The organism is Cupriavidus malaysiensis, from assembly GCF_001854325.1.
Classification (GTDB): Bacteria; Pseudomonadota; Gammaproteobacteria; order Burkholderiales; family Burkholderiaceae; genus Cupriavidus; species Cupriavidus malaysiensis.
The window spans coordinates 538,892-559,239 of the sequence record NZ_CP017754.1 but is presented as its reverse complement, the minus strand read 5'-3'; the positions used below and the strand labels follow the sequence as shown (position 1 = coordinate 559,239).

The window sequence follows — 20,348 nt, the reverse complement described above, 5'->3', positions numbered from 1 at the left end:
TCACCTCGTCTGTGCGCAGCCGCCGCCACCCGGCTCGAACAGCACCGGCCAGGCTTCCTCGTAGATGCCCGGGGTACAGCGCTGCTGGCAGTTGGCGTGCGCCAGCGTGACGCGGCGCGGGTCCTGCCAGATCATCAGTTCGCAGGCGCTGCCGTCATTGGCCCGCAGCGCGATGCTCGGCCGCGACTTGACCTGGTGGAAGTCGGCCAGGTTGAAGCTGCAGGAACCGCGCTTGCCCACCCACAGCTTCCACGAGAGCTGCTGCACATTGTTGTTGACCACGCGCAGCTGCGCATCCTCGCGGAAGCCGTCTTCCTCGGTACGGCGGCAATCGCCGGCCAGGTCGATGGTGCGATAGGCGATCGGGGTCGGCCCGCCGATGCGCGGCAGCGGGATGCAGCCGCCCAGCAGCGCGGCGAGCAGCGCCAGCAGCGCCGCCAGCGCCGTTCGGCTCGGCCAGCGCCCCGCTTTCATCATGCCTCGGCCGGCTGGCGCAGATGCCAGTCGGTCGCCTGCTGGAAGGCGTGCGCCGCCTGCAGCAGGCGCGCCTCGTCGAAGTAATTGCCGATCAGCTGCAGGCCGACCGGCATGCCGGCCTCGCCGAAGCCGCACGGCACGCTCATGCCGGGCAGGCCGGCCAGGCTGGTCGACAGCGTAAAGATGTCGGCCAGATACATCTGCACCGGATCGGCGCTCTTCTCGCCCAGCTTCCATGCCACCGTGGGCGCCACCGGGCCCATGATCACGTCGCACTGGGCGAAGGCGCGCTGGAAATCGTCGGCGATGATGCGGCGGATCTTCTGCGCCTGCAGGTAGTAGGCGTCGTAGTAGCCGTGCGACAGCACGTAGGCGCCCACCAGGATGCGGCGCTTGACCTCGGCGCCGAAGCCTTCGGCGCGGGTCTTCTTGTACATGTCGAGCAGGTCGCGGTACTCGGCGGCGCGGTGGCCGTAGCGCACGCCGTCGAAGCGCGACAGGTTGGACGAAGCCTCGGCCGGCGCGATCACGTAGTAGACGGGGATCGACAGCTCGGTCTTGGGCAGCGACACCTCGACCAGCGTGGCGCCCAGCTTCTCGTACTCGGCCAGCGCGGCGCGCACCGCCTGCTCGACGTCGGCCGACAAGCCGGCGCCGAAGTATTCCCTGGGCAGGCCGATGCGCAGGCCGGCCAGCGGCCTGGCGGCGTCGGCACTGGCCCAGGGCCGGCCCAGCAGCCGCGTGAAGTCCTCGTCCACGCCCCCCTGCTCGGGCGCCAGGCTGGTCGAATCGCGCGTGTCGAAACCCGCCATCGCCGACAGCAGCAGCGCGCAGTCCTCGGCGCTGCGGGCCATCGGGCCGCCCTGGTCGAGCGAGGAGGCGAAGGCGATCATGCCGTAGCGCGAGACGCGGCCATAGGTGGGCTTGATGCCCGTGATGCCGGAGAACGACGCCGGCTGGCGGATCGAGCCGCCGGTGTCGGTGCCGGTGGCGGCCGGCGCCAGGCCGGCGGCCACCGCGGCGGCCGAGCCGCCAGAGGAGCCGCCGGGCACGCGCGCCGCGTCCCAGGGATTGCGCACGGCGCCGAAGTAGGAATTCTCGTTGGACGAGCCCATGGCGAACTCGTCCATATTGGTCTTGCCCAGCGTCACCATGCCAGCCGCGGCCAGGCGTTCGACCACGGTGGCATCGAAGGGGCTTTCGTAGTCGGCCAGCATGCGCGAGCCCGCCGTGGCGCGCCAGCCACGCGTGACGAAGACGTCCTTGTGCGCGATGGGCACGCCGGTCAGGGCGCCGGCCTCGCCGCGCGCGCGGCGCTCGTCGGCGGCGCGGGCCTGGGCCAGCGTCAGCTCGGGATTCACATCGACGAAGGCGTTCAGCGCGCCGGCGCGCTCGATGCGGGCCAGGTACTCGCGCGCGAGCTCCTCGGCGGAAACGGTGCGTGCCGCCAGGGCATCGGAGAGCTGGCGCAGGGAAGTCACGGAATCGACGGAAAGGGACATGACAATCGGGATGGCGTCTGGTGTGGCCTGGCGGCCCGGTCGGGTCCGGGGCGTGCCGGGTCGGGTGGCGGCGCAACGCGGCGGGCCGGTCGGCCCCGGCGCGGGCGCCGGCCTGGCTTACTCGATGACCTTGGGCACGAGGTAGAGCCCGCGCTCGACCGCCGGCGCCGGGCGCTGGTAGTCGTCGCGCCGGTCGGCCTCGGTCACCGCGTCGTCGCGCAGGCGCTGGGACATCTCGCGCACCGCCGACAGCGGGTGGGCCAGCGGCTCCAGGCCGGCGGTGTCGACTGCCTGCATCTGTTCGACCAGGGAGAAGAAATTGTTGAGCTGCGTCAGCGTCTGTCCGGCCTCCTCATCGCTGATCTCGATGCGGGCCAGGTGGGCGATACGCTTGACGTCGGAAAGGTCGAGGGCCATGGCGTGCTAGAGTGCGGGACCGACCGCGGCGCGGACAGCCGGCCGGCACCACGGAGGTGCCGGGCAGTGCGCCCCGGTTGGACAAAGTTACAGGTTTTTTCGAGGCCAATGCCCCCGAAACAGGGGGAATTATAAGGTATCATTACCTGTTGCCGATCTTCGGCAACGCCTGCGCCACACGAGCTGGCAGGCACCGCTGGCAGTGACGCCCAAGTCACCATCCGGCCGTGCCGCCCGAGCCGCCGTCGGCGCGCACACGGATCCTCTGATTAGGCCCGGCGGGCGGGCGCGGCATCGAGCCGCGCAATGTCGTGCCATGCCGCGTGAAACTTCTGAAGAACTTTTGCGCGGCGTTTAATCAAAGGTTCCAGAACGCCTCGCGCGCGTGGTCGCGCGGGCACCGGACAGCCTTCCGGCACCGGGGCCGCCTGCCGCGGCCCTGGAATGCATGGCGGAATGCGGCCGAACCGGCAGGCAGCCTTGCGCCAAACCCCGTACACGCACACATAGCGGCCGGCACCGCCATCGGCGCCGGCCGTTTCGCATACCCGCGAACCAACACAAGACAGGATTCCTGATGTTCGGATTTCTCCGCAGCTACTTCTCCAACGACCTGGCGATCGACCTGGGTACCGCCAACACCCTGATCTACATGCGCGACCGCGGCATCGTGCTGGACGAGCCCTCGGTCGTCGCCATCCGCCAGGAAGGCGGCCCCAACGCCAAGAAGACCATCACGGCGGTCGGCAAGGAAGCCAAGCAGATGCTGGGCAAGGTCCCCGGCAACATCGAGGCCATCCGCCCGATGAAGGACGGCGTGATCGCCGACTTCACCGTCACCGAGCAGATGCTCAAGCAGTTCATCAAGATGGTGCACGACTCGAAGCTGCTGCGCCCGAGCCCGCGCATCATCATCTGCGTGCCGTGCGGCTCGACCCAGGTCGAGCGCCGCGCCATCCGCGAATCGGCACTGGGCGCCGGCGCCAGCCAGGTCTACCTGATCGAGGAACCGATGGCCGCCGCGATCGGCGCCGGCCTGCCGGTCTCCGAGCCGTCCGGCTCGATGGTCGTCGATATCGGCGGCGGCACCACCGAGGTGGGCATCATCTCGCTGGGCGGCATGGTCTACAAGGGCTCGGTGCGCGTCGGCGGCGACAAGTTCGACGAGGCCATCGTCAACTACATCCGCCGCAACTACGGCATGCTGATCGGCGAGCAGACCGCCGAGGCCATCAAGAAGGAAATCGGCTCGGCCTTCCCGGGCTCCGAGGTGCGCGAGATGGAAGTCAAGGGCCGCAACCTGTCCGAGGGCATCCCGCGCGCCTTCACGGTCTCCTCCAACGAGATCCTGGAAGCCCTGACCGACCCCCTCAACCAGATCGTGTCGGCGGTCAAGATCGCGCTGGAACAGACCCCGCCGGAACTGGGCGCGGACATCGCCGAGCGCGGCATGATGCTGACCGGCGGCGGCGCCCTGCTGCGCGACCTCGACCGCCTGCTGGCGGAAGAGACCGGCCTGCCGGTGCTGGTGGCCGAAGACCCGCTGACCTGCGTGGTGCGCGGCTCGGGCATGGCGCTCGAGCGCATGGACAAGCTCGGCAGCATCTTCTCGTACGAATAAGCCCCCCAGGAGCCACCGATGGCGGAACGCGGCCAGCCTGACACCCCGGGCCCCGCCGTGCCCCGCCGCGCCGCCCACCGATCCCCGCCCGCCGCGTCGACACCGGCGGCCGGGGCGTCCACGCCTGTGCACGGGTAAATGGATTACACCCCTCCGCCGCTCTTCAAGCAGGGCACCTCGGCTGTCGCGCGCCTCGTCCTGTACGTGCTGATCTCGCTCGTGCTGCTGGTGGTCGACGCCCGCTTCAATGCGATGAACGTGGCGCGGCAGGTCGCCGCCACCGTGCTGATGCCGGTCGAGCGCCTGGTCCTGGTACCGCGCGACGCGATCCGCGCCATGCTGGATTACGCGCAGTCCTCCGCCGCGCTGGCCACGGAAAACCGCGAACTGCGCCAGCGCGCGGTGCTGGAGGCCGAGACCGCGGTGCGGCAGGCCCAGCTCGAAGCGGAGAACCAGCAACTGCGCAAGCTGCTCGACCTGCAGCAGCAGTCCGCCACGCCGGTGACCGCCGCCGAGATCCTCTACGAGGCCCGCGACCCCTACAGCCAGCGCATCGTGATCGACCGCGGCAGCCAGCAGGGCCTTCGCCCCGGCTACCCGGTCATCGACGAGCGCGGCGTGGTCGGCCAGGTCACGCGCGTCTCGCCCTTCCAGTCCGAGGTCACGCTGCTGACCGACAAGGACCAGGCCATCCCGGTGCAGGTGGTGCGCAACGGCCTGCGCAGCGTCGCCTTCGGCGGCGCCCGCGCGGGCCTGCTCGACCTGCGCTTCATGGCGGCCTCGGCCGACCTGCAGCAGGGCGACCTGCTGGTCACCTCCGGCCTCGACGGTGTCTATCCGGCCGGCCTGCCGGTGGCCAAGATCGTCAAGATCGAACGCAAGGCCGACACCGCCTTCTCGCGCGTCTACTGCGAGCCGGTGGCCGGCGTGCGCGCGCACCGCCAGCTGCTGGTGCTGCGCTACGAGTCCGGCGTGCGCGACCTGGAGGCCAAGGACGACGGCACCGCCGCCGACACCAAGGGTTCGCGCGCCGGGATCAAGGCCGCGGCGCAGGCCAAGTCGGACGCGCGCGGCGGCGAACCCAAGGCCGGCCAGCGCGGCGGCCCGCGCGCCGAGCCCCGCACCCCGGTCGAGCGTGCCGCCGAGAAGGCGGAAAAGGCAGAGAAGGCCGCAGACAAGGAGTCCAAGCGTTGACCAATCCCCAATACCTGCTGCGGCCGGTCAACCCCATCTTCATCGCGCTGAGCTTCGTGCTGGCCTTCCTGTTCAACCTGCTGCCGTGGGGCACCACGCTGTGGATCCCCGACATGGTGGCGCTGGTGCTGGTGTTCTGGAACATCCACCAGCCGCGCAAGGTCGGCATGGGCGTGGCCTTCCTGCTCGGCCTGCTGATGGACGTGCACGATGCCCGCCTGCTCGGCGAGCACGCCATGGCCTATACGCTGCTGGCCTATTTCGCCATCACCATCCACCGCCGCGTGCTGTGGTTCACCGTCTACACGCAGGCGCTGCACATACTGCCGCTGCTGTTCATCGCGCACGCGGTGCCGGTGCTGATCCGGCTGATCATGGGCGCGCCGCTGCCCGACTGGACCGTGCTGCTGGCGCCGGGCATCGAGGCGCTGCTGTGGCCGATGGCCACCGCGCTGCTGCTGGCGCCGCAGCGCAGGCCGAGCGATGTCGACGAGACGCGGCCGCTGTAGCGCCCCCGCCCGCGTCCGGCCCGCCGCCGTGTCCCGCCCTCCACGCCAACCTGCCCAGGCAACCGTCGCAGTACCATGACCGAAATCCGCAACGTCGAACAGGAAATCGGCCGCTTCCGCATCCGCGTGGCGGCCGCGGCTTTCTTCGCCGTGATCTGCTTCGGCCTGCTGCTTTCGCGCTTCCTCTGGCTGCAGTGGTACAAGCACGACCAGTACTCGGCCAAGGCCGAGGACAACCGCATCTCGGTGGCGCCGATCGAGCCCAACCGCGGCATCATCATGGACCGCAACGGCCTCGTGCTGGCGCGCAACTACTCCGCCTACACGCTGGAGATCACGCCGTCCAAGCTGACCGAATCGCTCGACGACACCATCGACGCGCTGTCCAAGGTGATCGACATCCAGCCGCGCGACCGGCGCCGCTTCAAGCGGCTGCTGGAGGAATCGCGCAGCTTCGAGAGCCTGCCGATCCGCAGCCAGCTTACCGACGAGGAAGTGGCGCGCTTCTCCGCCCAGCGCTTCCGCTTCCCCGGCGTGGACGTGCGCGCGCGCCTGTTCCGCCAGTACCCGCTGGGCGAGGCGGCCTCCCACGTGATCGGCTACCTGGGCCGCATCTCGCAGCGCGACCAGGAGCGCATCGAGGCGATGGACGAGGCCAATGACGCCGAGGGCGCCAAGTACGACCCGCGCAAGGATGCGGACAACTACAAGGGCACCAACTACATCGGCAAGATCGGCATCGAGCAGAGCTACGAGACCGAGCTGCACGGGCTGACCGGCTTCGAGGAGGTCGAAGTGACCGCCGGCGGCCGCCCGGTGCGGACGCTGTCGACCTCCCCCGCCACGCCCGGCAACAACCTGATCCTGTCGCTCGACATCCGCCTGCAGCAGCTCGGCGAGGCCCTGTTCGGCAACCGCCGCGGCGCGCTGGTGGCGATCGAGCCGGAGACCGGCGACATCCTCGCCTTCGTCTCCAAGCCGACCTTCGACCCCAACCTGTTCGTCGAGGGGATCGACACCAATACCTGGAACGAGCTCAACAACTCGCCCGACAAGCCGCTGCTGAACCGCCCGCTGCGCGGCACCTACCCGCCCGGCTCGACCTACAAGCCCTTCATGGCGCTGGCGGCGCTGGCCACCGGCAAGCGCACCGCGGCCTGGGGCTTCCACGATCCCGGCTCGTTCACGCTCGGCAACCACACCTTCCGCGACGACAAGCCGGGCGGCCACGGCTGGGTGGACATGTACCAGTCCATCGTGCAGTCGTGCGACACCTACTACTACATGCTGGCGCGCGACATGGGCGTCAACGGCATCCACGACTTCATGAAGCCGCTCGGCTTCGGCCAGCTGACCGGCATCGACATCGAGGGCGAGGCGCGCGGCATCCTGCCCTCGACCGACTGGAAGCGGCGCGCCTACCGCCGTCCCGAGCAGCAGAAGTGGTATGACGGCGAGACCATCTCGCTGGGCATCGGCCAGGGCTACAACAACTTCACCATCCTGCAGCTGGCCAACGCCACCGCCATCCTGGCCAACAACGGCGTCGCCATGAAGCCTCACCTGGTCAAGGCGGTGGAAGACTCGATCTCGCGCGCCCGCGCGCTGACGGTGCCCAAGGAAAGCTACCGCATCCCGCTCAAGCAGGCCGACATCGACGTGATCAAGCGTGCCATGGTGGGCGTCACGCACGCGGGCACGGCGGCGCGCGCCTTCGCCGGCGCCGCCTACGAGTCGGCCGGCAAGACCGGCACGGCACAGACCTTCTCGCTCGGCAAGAACGAGAAGTACAACCATCACGCGCTGGATGAACACAAGCGCGATCACGCGCTGTACACGGCCTTCGCGCCGGTCGACCATCCCAGGATCGCCATCGCGCTGATCGTGGAGAACGCCGGCTGGGGTGCGGCCGAGGCCGCGCCGATCGCGCGCAAGATGATGGACTACTACCTGCAGGGCAAATGGCCGGCCGAGCTGGCCGACATCGCCCCGCCGGCCAGCGAGCGCGCGGGCGGCCAGCCGCCGGTGGACACGCCCAGCGTGTTCACCACCGGCCTCACCGCCAGCGCCGCCACCGCCACCGTGATGGCCAATGCCGGCGCTTCGGCGGCGGCCGCCTCCGGCCCGGCCGGCACGCCCGCGGTGGCGGGCGCGTCGGCCCCCGCCACCGCTTCGGCCGGCGCTTCTGCCGCGGCGGCCTCGGCGTCAGCCCCGGCCGTGCCCGAGCGCGCGAGCGCGGGCATGGCCGCGGCGCTCGATCCCGCCGCCATCGCCCCGGCCGACGCCGAGGAAACCCTGGAACAGCGCATGCAGCAGGCCCTGGGGCACAGCAAGCCCAAGCCCGCTTCGGCGCCGGCGCCCACGGCGGCCGCCCACGTCGCGCCCCGCCCCGCCGTCAAACCCCGCGCCAAGGCCGCCGCGCCCGAGGCTGCACGTTGAAGGAGACGCGCATGGATCGCCGCCGCGTCATATCGCTCGTCAAATCGGCGCTCACCGGCTTCGACAAGCCGCTGGCGCTGATCGTCTTCCTGATCTTCGCCACCGGCATCGTCGCGCTCTACTCGGCCGCCATCGACATGCCGGGCCGGGTCGAGGACCAGTTGCGCAACATCCTGCTGTCGTACGCGGTGATGCTGGTCATCGCCTACCTGCCGACGCAGACGCTGATGCGGGTGGCGGTACCGCTCTACACGGTCGGCGTGGCCCTGCTGGTGGCGGTGGCCATGTTCGGCCTGATCCGCAAGGGCGCGCGCCGCTGGCTCAACGTGGGCATGGTGATCCAGCCCTCCGAGATCATGAAGATCGCCATGCCGCTGATGCTGGCCTGGTACTTCCAGAAGCGGGAGGGCGTGATCCGGTGGTTCGACTTCCTGGTCGCGCTGCTGCTGCTGCTCGTGCCGGTCGGCCTGATCGCCAAGCAGCCCGACCTCGGCACCGCGCTGCTGGTGATGGCCGCCGGCCTCTACGTGATCTACTTCGCCGGCCTGAGCTGGAAGATCATCCTGCCGCTGCTGGGCGTGGTGGTGGTGGCCATCACCCTGCTGGTCAGCTTCGAGAGCAAGATCTGCGCGCCGGGCGTCAACTGGCCGATCCTGCACGACTACCAGCAGCACCGCATCTGTACGCTGCTCGATCCCACCACCGACCCGCTCGGAAAGGGCTTCCACACCATCCAGTCGATCATCGCCATCGGCTCGGGCGGCGTCACCGGCAAGGGCTGGCTCAAGGGCACGCAGACGCACCTGGAGTTCATTCCCGAGAAGCACACCGACTTCATCTTCGCGGTCTACTCGGAGGAATTCGGCCTGGTCGGCAACGCCATGCTGCTGGTGCTCTACCTGATGCTGATCTTCCGCGGCCTGTATATCGCCGCCAACGCGCCGACGCTGTTCTCGCGGCTGCTGGCCGGCGCCGTGACGCTGATCTTCTTCACCTATGCCTTCGTCAACATGGGCATGGTGAGCGGCATCCTGCCGGTGGTGGGCGTGCCGCTGCCGCTGATGAGCTATGGCGGCACCGCCCTGGTGACGCTGGGCATGGGCATCGGCATCCTGATGAGCATCTCGCGCCAGAAGCGGCTGATCCAGAGCTGACCCGGAGCCCGGCTAGGGTCCGGCCCCGGCGCGCTCCCCGCGGTGGTCGAGCTGGTCCTGGCGCGCCTGGCGCTCGCGCACGTCCTGCTCGATCATCGAACGCAGCTTGGCCAGCGCGGCGGGATCGCCGTGCGCGGCCGAGCGCGCGTACCAGATGCGCGCCTGGCCGGCGTCCTGGCCGACCACGCCGGGCTCGCCGCGCTCGTAGTAGCTGGCCACGATGTACTGGGCATCCCCGTTGCCCGCGTCGGCGGCACGCCGGTACCACTGGAACGCCTTGCCGTAGTCGCGCGCCACGCCGCGCCCGGTGAAGTAGTTGGTGGCCAGCGCCATCTGCGCCGCCACATGGCCGCCACGCGCGGCCCGTTCATACCAGACGTTGGCCTGCTCCAGCGAGCGCGGCAGCAGGTCGCCATGCTCGTACATCTCGCCCCAGGTGTACTGGGCATGGGTCATGTCGTTGTCGGCCGCCTTCTTCAGCCAGACCATGGCCTCGTCGGCACGCACCGGCGTGCCTTCGCCGCGCAGCAGCATCATCGCGTAGTCGTACTGGGCCAGGCGGTCGCCCTCCCGGGCGGCGCGGCCGAAGCCGGCCAGCGCCTGCTCGAAGCGGCCGGCCTGGTAGGCCGCCAGCGCCTGCTCGGTCACCACGCGCGCGGCCGCCGGCACGGCCGGGCCGGCCGCGGCGCCGGCCGACGGCGCCGCCAGCAGGACCAGCAACAGGATCAGGACGAGCAGGGCCAGCAGGCGCCACCATGGCAGCCATGCATGGCTGGTGCCGTGCCGCGGCGGGCACCCTGCAGCGGGAACAGCGTGGCGGCGGAACATGTGACGCATGACGGGCTCCCCGGGGGCGTGGGCGGCGAAGGCCGCCGGCGGCGCCCTCCGCTTCCAGTGTAGGAGGCCGGAGATAGTCCACTGCGTCATTCGAAAGGCACCCCCGATCGGCAGCGCCTCCCGGGTGCGCTTTCTCTGACCCAATGGACTAGTCCACCGAATCCCTGAAATCGGTCGGAGCCTGCCCGCGCCAGAGCCGCAGCGGATCCGCCGCGGCATCGGCCGGCCCGGCCGGCGCGGGCGCCGCGTGCGGCAGCGACTGCGCCTCGGCCAGCAGTTGCGCGGCGTGCGCCTGCAGCTTGTCCAGGCAGCGCGACAGCAGCGCGGCCTCCTCCTCGTCCAGGCAGGACGCCAACTGCGTATTGAAGTCGAGCGCGCGGGCGAAGGCGCTGCGGTAGACCGCCTGTCCGGCCTCGGTCAGGGCGAAGGATGCCGCGCGGCGGTCGCCGGCGCCGACCTCGCGCCGCACCAGGCCGCGCGCCATCAGGGCCTGCATGGCGCGGCTCGCCAGCACCTTGTCCAGTCCGGCGCTGGCGGCCAATTCGGTCAAGCGCGTGCCCGGGCATTCCCCCAGGAAGGAAATCATGCGCCACTCGCGCCGGCTGACGCCGGCCGCGGCGCGCAGGTGCAGCGCGCTCGCCCCCAGCGCCGCGCGCGTCAGGTGGTAGAGCCGGTAGTTGAGGAACTGGCGCAGCGTGGCCGGCTGCCGGAGCGTGTCCGCCGGTCCGCCGCCGCCCTGCCCCTGCCGCGCTTGATCCATGCCGCACCCGCACAATTAGTTGACTAGGTGGATTATATGGGCCGGTGTTAGCGTGGCAGGCGCCGCCACCCGAGGAGACAGCGGGAGCGGCGCACCCGCCCGGCGCGCGCCGCCGGGCCGGGACGCCGACATGAGATTTGCGCAGATCGATCTGCACAAGGCTTCGTTGGCGCCATCGGGTGCGTTCGATAGATTGGCCGGCCCCGTCCGGACCCGACCCGCAGAGGAACCATGACCCCCGCCACGCTGATACCGCGCGCGCTGCGCGCCCTGCTGCCCCGCCCTGCCGCCTCCTCCGTCTCCACCGCGCTGGCTTCCGCCGCGACCGCCGCCACGGTGACGGCCATCGCCGCCTTCGCCGCGCCCGGCGCCCGTGCCCAGGCCAGCGACAAGCCGATCCGCATCGTGGTCGGCTATCCCGGCGGCGGCACCTCGGACCTGACCGCCCGCCTGATCGCCGACAAGCTGCGCGAGTCGCTCAAGCAGACCGTGGTGGTGGAGAACAAGCCCGGCGCCGGCGGCCGCCTGGCGATGGACTATGCGCGCACCCAGCCGGCCGACGGCACCACCCTGGTACTGGCCAACAGCGCCGTGATGACCATCGCACCGCTGGTGTACAGCAAGCTGCACTACGACGCCGTGCGCGACTTCACCCCGGTGGCCCAGACCGCCAACTTCCAGCTCGCGCTGGCGGTCGGCCCGGGCGTGCCGGCCAAGACCCTGCAGGAGTACGTCAGCTGGCTGCGCGCCAGCCCGCAGAACAACTCCTTCGCCTCGCCCGCGCTGGGCAGCCTGCCCCACTTCTTCGGCCTGCTGTTCGGCAAGCAGCTGGGCGTGACCATGCTGCACGTGCCCTTCAACGGCTCCACCCCCGAGATCACGGCGCTGGTCGGCGGCCAGGTGCCCGCCGCCATCGACACCCTGGGCGACCTCGCCGAGATGCACCGCAGCGGCAAGATCCGCGTGCTGGCCAGCTCGGGCACCCAACGCTCGGCCGCGCTGCCCGAGGTGCCGACCTTCGGCGAACTCGGCCACAAGGACATCGAAGGCCTGGGCCGCAACGGCATCTTCGTGCCGGCGGGCACGCCCGCGCCGGTGGTGGCGCGCCTGAACGCCGCCATCGTCAAGGCGCTGCAGGCCCCCGACCTGCGCGAGCGCTTCGTCAAGATGGGACTGGACCCGCAGAGCGGCACGCCGGAGCAGTTCGCCCGCCTGCTGGCCGACGACCGCGCCAAGTGGGGCCCCATCGTCAAGGCCTCGGGCTACACCGGCGACTGAAGCCCCCGCCGAACCAGCGCCGGCAGGCCCGGGCCGGCCGGCGCGCGCTCCTCCATCGAATGCCATGACGACACGCAACGTCCTCTTCATCATGTGCGACCAGCTGCGCCGGGACCATCTCGGCTGCTATGGCCACCCCGCCCTGCGCACCCGCAACATCGACGCGCTCGCGCGCCGCGGCGTGCGCTTCGAACGCGCCTTCGTCACCTCGGGCGTGTGCGGCCCGAGCCGGATGAGCTTCTACACCGGCCGCTACGTCAGCAGCCACGGCGCCACCTGGAACCGCGTGCCGCTCTCGGTGGGCGAGGTCACACTGGGCGAATACCTGAAAGACAGCGGCCGCGCGCTGGCGCTGGCCGGCAAGACCCATGTGATGCCCGACCACGCCGGCCTCAAGCGCCTGCACCTGGACGGCGGCAGCGAACTGGAACAGCTGCTGCGCAGCGGCCACTTCGTCGAAGTCGACCGCCACGACGGCCACCACGCCGAGCCGCGCAGCGCCTACGCCGACTGGCTGCGCGCGCAGGGCTACGACAGCGCCGACCCGTGGACCGACTATGTCATCAGCGCCGAGACCGCCCAGGGCGAGATCGTCTCCGGCTGGCACATGCGCAATGCCGGCCTGCCCGCGCGCGTGGCCGAGCCGCATTCGGAGACCGCCTACACCGTCGGCCAGGCCATGCAGTACATCGCCACGCGCGGCGACGCCCCCTGGATCCTGCACCTGTCGCTGGTCAAGCCGCACTGGCCCTACCTGGCCCCCGCGCCCTACCACGCCGCCTATGCGCTCGACGACTGCCTGCCGCTCAAGCGCGACCCGGCCGAGCTGGAAGACCCGCACCCCGTGCTGTCGGCCTACCGCACCCAGGAAGAATGCGCGAACTTCATGCGCAGCGAAGTCTCCGACACGGTGCGCCCGGCCTATCAGGGCCTGATCCAGCAGATCGACGACCGCCTCGGCGAACTGTGGGAACAGCTGGAGCGCCTGGGACGCTGGCAGGACACCCTGATCGTCTTCACCGCCGACCACGGCGACTTCCTCGGCGACCACTGGCTGGGCGAGAAGGAGCAGTTCTACGACACCGTGCAGAACATCCCGCTGATCGTCTACGACCCCTCGCCGCAGGCCGACGCCACGCGCGGCAGCGCCAGCGAGGCCATGGTCTCCGCCGTCGACGTGGTGCCCACCGTGCTGGACGCCCTCTCGCTGCCGCCGGCCGACCACCGTATCGAAGGCCGCTCGCTGCTGCACATCACCCAGGCCCGCGGCGCGCAGGACGGCGCCTGGCGCGACTTCGTCGTCTCCGAGCTCGACTACGCCTATCGCGGCGCACGCCTGGCGCTGGGCCGCCACCCTGGCGAATGCCGTGCCTGGATGGTGCGCGACGCGCGCTGGAAGTATGTGCACTGGCAGGGCTTCCGCCCGCAGCTGTTCGACCTCGCCAACGACCCCGACGAGTTCTTCGACCTGGGGACCGATGCCGGGCACGAGCCGGTGCGCGCGGCCATGCGGCAGAAGCTGCTGGAGTGGTTCCTTGCGCTCAAGCCACGCGTGACGGTGAGTCATGAGGAGGTGGCGGCTAAGACGAATGTCTATAAGCAGGCGGGGGTGTTTTTTGGGGTGTGGTGAGGTTGGTTGGTGGAGATTGGGCCTGCGCGTGGCATCTCGTTTTATCGAGCGGCGCTGGCCGTTGCACCCAATGGCCGGCCGCGATCGGATTGCTTGAGGTATCGCGGTTTGTTGGGCGGCGTGGGCGATTGCACCCAACGACCGTACGACATCCCCCTGCGGGGGCTGCCGGTCACTTTTCTTTGCGTTCTGCAAAGAAAAGTAACCCAAAGAAAGCAGACCCTGCCGGGGGCAGAGCAATCAGGCTCGCTGCCTGGGTCGCCGGCTGTGGTGGGCGCATCGGCTCTGCTGGTCGCTGCCGCGCCCGGTGCGGACGTGGTCGGCGCTGCCGATGTCGCGAGCAGGGATGGTGGGCCCCTGATGGCGGGCGGCGAGGTGGTTCGACCATCTGCCGATACCGGGGCGGATGGTCGCTCTCTACTGAATGGCGCTGGTCTTATTGCCGGGAAGTGGCCCCCGGTTTGGCGTGAGGGGCGCTGTTGTGGTCCCTCGCGATTGGAACGCAAAGTGGTCGACGTGGAGTGTCACTCCTCATGGGTGGGCCCGAGCGGACTTCACCCTGGGCCTTCCTTCGTCGAGATCCTGCTGGCAATCGCGCTTGCTGCCCGGCTTGCACGGGAGCCCCAGGCCTGCAATGCAACCAGGCACGCCGCCAGGGAAGTGGCGCTCCTCCCCGGTAACGGCAGATGGTCGAACTACCAAGGCCGCCTGCCATCAGGGGCAAGGCAATAGAACTCAGGAAGGCCGTAGTGTCGTGATGGCCCGCCACGCGAACGGCAGAGACAAGCAGAGCCGCCACGCCCACCACAGCTGGCGACTAAGCCGGCGAGCCTGATTGCTCTGCCCCCGGCAGGGTCTGCTTTCTTTGGGTTACTTTTCTTTGCAGAACGCAAAGAAAAGTGACCGGCAGCCCCCGCAGGGGGATGTCGTACGGTCGTTGGGTACAACCGCCCACGCCGACCAACAAAACGCGAGACCTCAAGCAGTCCGATACGGGAGATTTTGACGAAGGAACACCCGCGGCGCCCACGCATGAGGAGTGACACTCCACGTCGACCACTTTGCGTTCCTATCGCGACGGATCGCAATAGTGCCCTCAACCTCAAACCGGGAACCACTTCCCGGCAATGAAACCAGCGCCGCTCAGTAGAGCGCGGCGATCCGCCCCGGTAACGGCAGATGGCCGAACCACCCCCGCCGCCCGCCATCAGGGGCCCACCATCCCTGCTCGCGACATCGGCAGAGTCGGCCATGTCCGCACCGGGCGCGGCAGCGACCAGCAGAGCCGCCACGCCCACCACGGCCGGCGACTAAGCCAGCGAGCCTGATTGCTCTGCCCCCGGCAGGGTCTGCTTTCTTTGGGTTACTTTTCTTTGCAGAACGCAAAGAAAAGTGACCGGCAGCCCCCGCAGGGGGATGTCGTACGGTCGTTGGGTACAACCGCCAACGCCGCCCAACAAAACGCGAGACCTCAAGCAGTCCGATACGGGAGATTTTGACGAAGGAACACCCGCGGCGCCCACGCATGAGGAATGACACTCCACGTCGACCACTTTGCGTTCCTATCGCGACGGATCGCAATAGTGCCCTCAACCTCAAACCGGGGGCCACTTCCCGGCAATGAAACCAGCGCCGCTCAGTAGAGCGCGGCGATCCGCCCCGGTAACGGCAGATGGCCGAACCACTCCCGCCGCCCGCCATCAGGGGCCCACCATCCCTGCTCGCGACATCGGCAGAGTCGGCCATGTCCGCACCGGGCGCGGCAGCGACCAGCAGAGCCGCCACCCCCACCATAGCCGGCGACTAAACCAGCGAGCCTGATTGCTCTGCCCCCGGCAGGGTCTGCTTTCTTTGGGTTACTTTTCTTTGCAGAACGCAAAGAAAAGTGACCGGCAGCCCCCGCAGGGGGATGTCGTACGGTCGTTGGGTGCAACCGCCAACGCCACCCGACAAGAAGCGATATCTCAGGCAGCCCGAGAACGGCCGGCCGTCGAGTGCAACCGCCCACACCGCCCAACAAAACGCGAGACCTCAAGCAGTCCGAAAGCGGCTGGCCGTTGGGTCCAACCACCAACCCCGCTCGACAAACCGCGATGCCCAAAGCCCCCAAAACCCCCTACCCCACAAACCGATACCCCACCCCCACCTCCGTCAACAGATGCACCGGCTGCGCCGGATCCCCCTCCAGCTTCTGCCGCAGATGCCCCATATAGACCCGCAGGTAATGGCTGCTCTCCGAATGCGAAGGCCCCCACACCTGCCGCAGCAGCTCGCGATGCGTCAGCACCTTGCCGCGGTTGGCGATCAGCACGGCCAGCAGGCGGTACTCGATCGGCGTCAGGTGGACCGCTTCCCCGCCACGCGTGACCAGGCGGTTGGCGAGATCGACCTGGACCTCGCCGAAGCTCACCTGGGCGCTGCCCTGCGGATTGAGCCGGGCATGGCGGCGCAGCAGCACGCGTACGCGCGCGATCAGTTCGCCCACGCCGAAGGGCTTGGTCAGGTAGTCGTCGGCGCCGGCGTCGAGCGCGGCGATCTTGTCGTTCTCGCCGGTGCGGGCGGACAGCACCAGCACCGGCACCTCGGTCCAGGTGCGCATTTCGCGGATCAGCGTCATGCCGTCGCCGTCGGGCAGCCCGAGATCGAGGATGACCACGTCGGGCTGGCGCGTGCCCGCGTCGATCAGCCCGCGCTTGAGCGTCTCGGCCTCGTGCACGCTGCAGCCCTCGCCTTCCAGCGACTCGCGCACGAAGCGGCGGATATGAGGTTCGTCCTCGACCACCAGCACGGTGGGGGAAAAATCGAATGGCATCGCGGTCCGGATCCTTTCCTGTGTAGCCTCAGTCAGCTAGCTCTTGTCGTGCGGCGCGTGTTCCCGCGCCTCCTGCGGCGCGGCGACGGGCGCCTCCGGCTCGATCGCGGGCGGGTTGCCGCGCGGCAGGGCGATCACGAAGCGCGCCCCGCTGCCGCCATCGCCGCGCCCCTCCACCCAGATGCGGCCGCCATGCGCCTGCACGATGGCCTCGCATACCGCCAGCCCGAGCCCGACCCCGGTGGTGGCCGACTCGCGCTCGCCGCGGGTGAATTTCTCGAAGATCAGCCGCTCCTTGCCGGCCGGCACGCCGGGCCCGTCGTCCTCTACCGCCAGCCTCACCTCTTCGCCGGCCACTTCGCCGGCGATGGCCACGGTGCTGCCCGGCGGCGTGTACTTGGCGGCGTTCTCCAGCAGATTGCACAGCACGCGCTCCATCAGCACGGCATCGCACTCCACCAGCGGCAGCGCCGACAGGTCGGCCACCGTGATGCGGTGCTGGCGCAGCGCGTCGCGCATCGCCGCCAGCGCCGCGCCCACCAGTTCCTCCAGCGACTGCCACTCCTGCTGCATCTGCACGTCGCGGCTCTGCAGGCGCGCCATGTCGAGCAGGTTGACCACCATGGTGCGCATGCGCAGCGCCTGGCCGCGCATGGCGTCCACCGTCTCGGCCACCGGCGGCGCCAGCGCCGGGACCCCGCGCAGCAGGGTCTCGGCCATGCCGATCAGCCCCGTCAGCGGCGTGCGCAGGTCGTGCGACACGGCGGCCAGCAGCGAGCTGCGCAGCCGCTCCGACTCCATCGAGACCAGGGCCTGCTGCGCCACCTCGACATAGTGCAGGCGCTCGATGGCGATGGCGATCAGCGTGGCGAACACGTCCACCTGGCGGCGCAGGCCGGGCTCGGTGAAGGCGCGCCAGGCCTGCGGCTCCACGGCGAGCACGCCGCGCACCTGCATGGGGGCCTTCAACGGCAGGTAGAGCACCGTGCTGCCCGGCAAGGTATGGGTGCCGGTGCCGGCCGGCTGGCCGTGGTCGAACACCCACTGCGCCAGCACCGGGTCGATACCGCCGCGGCTGCCGTCGCGATGGGCGGGGTCCACCAGCGGCGGCAGCAGGCGGCCCTGCGCCGAGACCAGGAAGAAAGCGCAGTTGGCCTGGAAGGCGGCATGCAGGAAGCGGCTGCCGATGGAGACGATCTGCTCGGTCATCAGCGCCGCCGACAGCTCGCGCGCCAGCTCGTACAGGGTGCGCGCGTCGGTCTCGCGCTGCACCGACACCTCGGCCTGCTCGCGCAGGCCGGCGGTGAGCTGGCCGATCACCAGCCCCACCGTCAGCAGCACGGCGAAGGTCAGCAGGTACTGCACGTCGCTGACAGCGAAGGACATGCGCGGCGGCACGAAGAAGAAGTCGAAGGCCGCCACCGACACCACCGAGGCCAGCGCCGCCGGACCGCGCCCGTGGCGCAGCGCCACCGCCACCACCGCGGCCAGGAACAGCATGGCGATGTTGACGAGATCGAACCACGGCCGCGTCAGCGCCGAGAGCGCGGTCGCCGCCCCGCACCAGACCAGCGCCCACAGGTAGTCCTTGCGATGCGCCAGCGCCACCTCGGCCTGCGCCTCGTCATCGGCGAGCGCCGGGCGCGTGCCGGGTGGCGGGTTGCGCCCGCGCAGGTCGTCGCGCGTGGTGTCGGCGGCGACACGGATCACGTCGATCTCGGGACAGGCCGCCGCCAGCGCATCGGCGAAGCTGCGCCGCCCGAACAGCCAGGCGCGCGCGCCCAGGAAGGGCGACAGCGAGGTCGCCAGCACGGCGCGCGCGCGCTCGAGCACGGTGCCGCCGCCGCGCCGCCAGTCGGCCGGCGCGCGTCCCAGCACCACCTTGGTCAGGTTGTGGCGGCGCACATAGCCGACCACCGCGCGCACCATGTCATTGCCGGCCAGCGTCTCGGTGCGCGCGCCCATCTCCTCGGCCAGGCGCATGGCTTCCTGCATGCGCAGGCGCGCCGCCTCGGACAGTGGCGCCAGGCGCGGCGTGGCGATGGTCACCACATGCCACTCGCAGTCGAGCTGGCCGGCCATGCGCCGCACGCTCCGGACCACCTGCTCGGCATCGTCGCCGGCGCCGATGCAGGCCAGCACCGCCTCGCGCGTGCGCCACACCGGCTGGATCGCCTCGGCATGGCGGTAGGCGCGCACGTCGTCGTCGACGCGGTCGGCGGTGCGCCGCAGCGCCAGCTCGCGCAGCGCGATCAGGTTGCCCTTGCGGAAGAAGTTGCGTGCGGCGTGCCGCGCCTGCTCTGGCAGGTAGACCTTGCCCTCCTGCAGGCGGCGCAGCAGTTCATCGGCCGGCAGGTCGACCAGGATCACCTCGTCGGCATCGTCGAACACCGCGTCGGGCACGGTTTCCCATACGCGGATGCCGGTGATGCCGCCCACCGCCTGGTTCAGGCTGTCCAGGTGCTGGACGTTGACCGTGGTCCAGACATCGATGCCGGCCGCCTGCAGTTCCTGGATATCCTGCCAGCGCTTGGGATGGCGGCTGCCCGGCGCGTTCGAGTGCGCCAGCTCGTCGACCAGGACCAGCGCGGGCCGCCGCGCCAGCGCGCCGTCGAGGTCGAACTCCGTCAGCTCGCGCTCGCGGTAGGGCACCACCTTCGGCGGCAGGCGTTCGAGCCCGGCCAGCAGCGCCTCGGTCTCGGCACGGCCATGGGTCTCGACCACGCCGACCAGCACGTCGACCCCGTCGCCGTGCAGCGCACGCGCCGCGCTGAGCATGGCGTAGGTCTTGCCCACGCCGGCCGAGGCGCCGAAATAGACGCGCAGCTTGCCGCGCGCGGCGCGCGCGCCCTCGGCCTGCACGCGCTGCAGCAGCGCATCGGGATCGGGTCGTTCGGAGGGGTCGCGCAGCGAGGAATCAGACATGGATGGCCCCATCGCCCGGCAGCGGGGAGGATGCCGTCGATTGTGCCACGGCGGCGCACGCGCGCGGCGGCACCATGCCGCCGCCGCACCGCCGCCGAGCCGCCTCAGCGCCGCGGCTCGGCATCCAGCGCCAGGTTGAGCTTGAGCACATTGACCACCGGGTCACCCAGCACCGCCAGCAGCGGCGCGTCGGTATTGGCGATGACCAGCGCCTGCACGCGCGCCAGCGGCAGGCCGCGCAGGCGCGCCACGCGGGCCGCCTGGTAGTCGGCCGCAGCCGGACTGATATGCGGATCCAGGCCGCTGCCGGAGGCGGTCACCAGGTCGACCGGCACCGGCGCGGCATTGCCCGGATCGGCCGCGCGCAGCGCCTCGATGCGCGCGTGCGCGGCGTCGGTCAGCGCGGCATTGCGCGGGCCCAGGTTCGAGCCGCTGGAGGCGCTCGCGTTGTAGGGCATCGGCGCGGTGGCCGAGAGCCGGCCCCAGAAGTAGCGCGGGTCGGAGAAGGGCTGGCCGATCAGCTCGGAGCCGATGGCCTTGCCGTCCTTGACGATCAGCGAGCCGGCGGCCTGCGACGGGAACAGCGCCTTGGCGATGCCGGTGACGGCGCCCGGATAGAGCAGGCCGGTGACCACCGACAGCGCGACGAACACCGTCAGCAGCGGGCGCAGCAGCCCGCGTTGCGCTTCGGGCGCGTCGGGTGCATCGGGCGCGGCGGCGGCGGGACTGGCTTGGACTTGCGTATGCATAAGAGACTCCGGATAGGTGGGATCGGACCAGGCGGCCGCGGACG

At 70.2% G+C, this 20,348-nt stretch carries 15 protein-coding genes; 7 read left to right on the top strand and 8 right to left on the bottom strand.

Features of this window, described 5'->3' with window-relative positions; genetic code table 11:
- The 3 genes from BKK80_RS02290 to gatC form a co-directional block, all read right to left on the bottom strand.
- Window positions 1-474, bottom strand: coding sequence for a hypothetical protein (locus BKK80_RS02290; RefSeq protein ID WP_071015979.1), 474 nt, complete (start codon window positions 472-474; stop codon window positions 1-3).
- Window positions 474-1,979: an Asp-tRNA(Asn)/Glu-tRNA(Gln) amidotransferase subunit GatA gene (gatA, locus tag BKK80_RS02285; protein WP_071068556.1), complete on the bottom strand. Its 1,506-nt coding sequence runs from the start codon at window positions 1,977-1,979 to the stop codon at window positions 474-476. The genes BKK80_RS02290 and gatA overlap by 1 nt, the downstream gene beginning before the upstream one ends.
- A 117-nt stretch (window positions 1,980-2,096) precedes the next feature.
- Entirely contained in the window at window positions 2,097-2,396 is a 300-nt protein-coding gene (gatC, locus tag BKK80_RS02280) for an Asp-tRNA(Asn)/Glu-tRNA(Gln) amidotransferase subunit GatC (protein ID WP_071010683.1), read from the bottom strand.
- Window positions 2,397-2,973: 577 nt separating this feature from the next.
- Here gatC and BKK80_RS02275 point away from each other — a divergent pair.
- The 5 genes from BKK80_RS02275 to rodA all read left to right on the top strand — a co-directional run bounded on the left by BKK80_RS02275 (window position 2,974) and on the right by rodA (window position 9,313).
- Window positions 2,974-4,017, top strand: coding sequence for a rod shape-determining protein (locus BKK80_RS02275; protein WP_071010682.1), 1,044 nt, complete (start codon window positions 2,974-2,976; stop codon window positions 4,015-4,017).
- Window positions 4,018-4,155: 138 nt separating this feature from the next.
- Window positions 4,156-5,211 carry a rod shape-determining protein MreC gene (gene mreC / locus BKK80_RS02270; RefSeq protein WP_071068555.1) on the top strand — a complete coding sequence of 352 codons (1,056 nt, stop codon included), beginning with the start codon at window positions 4,156-4,158 and terminating at the stop codon, window positions 5,209-5,211.
- Window positions 5,208-5,720, top strand: coding sequence for a rod shape-determining protein MreD (gene mreD / locus BKK80_RS02265; protein WP_071010680.1), 513 nt, complete (start codon window positions 5,208-5,210; stop codon window positions 5,718-5,720). Before mreC ends, mreD begins: the two co-directional genes overlap by 4 nt.
- Before the next feature lie 75 nt (window positions 5,721-5,795).
- Window positions 5,796-8,159, top strand: a complete 2,364-nt coding sequence (mrdA, locus tag BKK80_RS02260) for a penicillin-binding protein 2 (protein WP_071037619.1) — start codon at window positions 5,796-5,798, stop codon at window positions 8,157-8,159.
- Window positions 8,160-8,170: 11 nt separating this feature from the next.
- Window positions 8,171-9,313, top strand: a complete 1,143-nt coding sequence (gene rodA / locus BKK80_RS02255) for a rod shape-determining protein RodA (RefSeq protein ID WP_071010678.1) — start codon at window positions 8,171-8,173, stop codon at window positions 9,311-9,313.
- A gap of 12 nt (window positions 9,314-9,325) precedes the next feature.
- Here the strand turns inward: rodA and BKK80_RS02250 are convergent, their stop codons facing one another.
- Entirely contained in the window at window positions 9,326-10,150 is an 825-nt protein-coding gene (locus tag BKK80_RS02250; RefSeq protein WP_231907967.1) for a tetratricopeptide repeat protein, read from the bottom strand.
- A gap of 148 nt (window positions 10,151-10,298) precedes the next feature.
- Window positions 10,299-10,910, bottom strand: coding sequence for a MarR family winged helix-turn-helix transcriptional regulator (locus tag BKK80_RS02245; RefSeq protein ID WP_071068554.1), 612 nt, complete (start codon window positions 10,908-10,910; stop codon window positions 10,299-10,301).
- A 231-nt stretch (window positions 10,911-11,141) separates the two neighbouring features.
- Between BKK80_RS02245 and BKK80_RS02240 the strand changes: the two genes are divergently transcribed.
- Window positions 11,142-12,188, top strand: a complete 1,047-nt coding sequence (locus BKK80_RS02240) for a Bug family tripartite tricarboxylate transporter substrate binding protein (protein WP_083383909.1) — start codon at window positions 11,142-11,144, stop codon at window positions 12,186-12,188.
- A gap of 64 nt (window positions 12,189-12,252) precedes the next feature.
- Window positions 12,253-13,818, top strand: coding sequence for a sulfatase-like hydrolase/transferase (locus tag BKK80_RS02235; RefSeq protein WP_071068553.1), 1,566 nt, complete (start codon window positions 12,253-12,255; stop codon window positions 13,816-13,818).
- Window positions 13,819-15,934: 2,116 nt separating this feature from the next.
- Here BKK80_RS02235 and kdpE read toward each other — a convergent pair.
- The 3 genes from kdpE to kdpC form a co-directional block, all read right to left on the bottom strand.
- Window positions 15,935-16,630: a two-component system response regulator KdpE gene (gene kdpE, locus BKK80_RS02230; RefSeq protein WP_071010676.1), complete on the bottom strand. Its 696-nt coding sequence runs from the start codon at window positions 16,628-16,630 to the stop codon at window positions 15,935-15,937.
- A 36-nt stretch (window positions 16,631-16,666) separates the two neighbouring features.
- Window positions 16,667-19,555 carry a DUF4118 domain-containing protein gene (locus BKK80_RS02225; protein WP_071068552.1) on the bottom strand — a complete coding sequence of 963 codons (2,889 nt, stop codon included), beginning with the start codon at window positions 19,553-19,555 and terminating at the stop codon, window positions 16,667-16,669.
- A gap of 104 nt (window positions 19,556-19,659) precedes the next feature.
- A complete protein-coding gene (gene kdpC / locus BKK80_RS02220; protein WP_084084627.1) occupies window positions 19,660-20,304 on the bottom strand; it encodes a potassium-transporting ATPase subunit KdpC in 645 nt (214 codons plus the stop codon).
- Window positions 20,305-20,348: the final 44 nt, after the last annotated feature.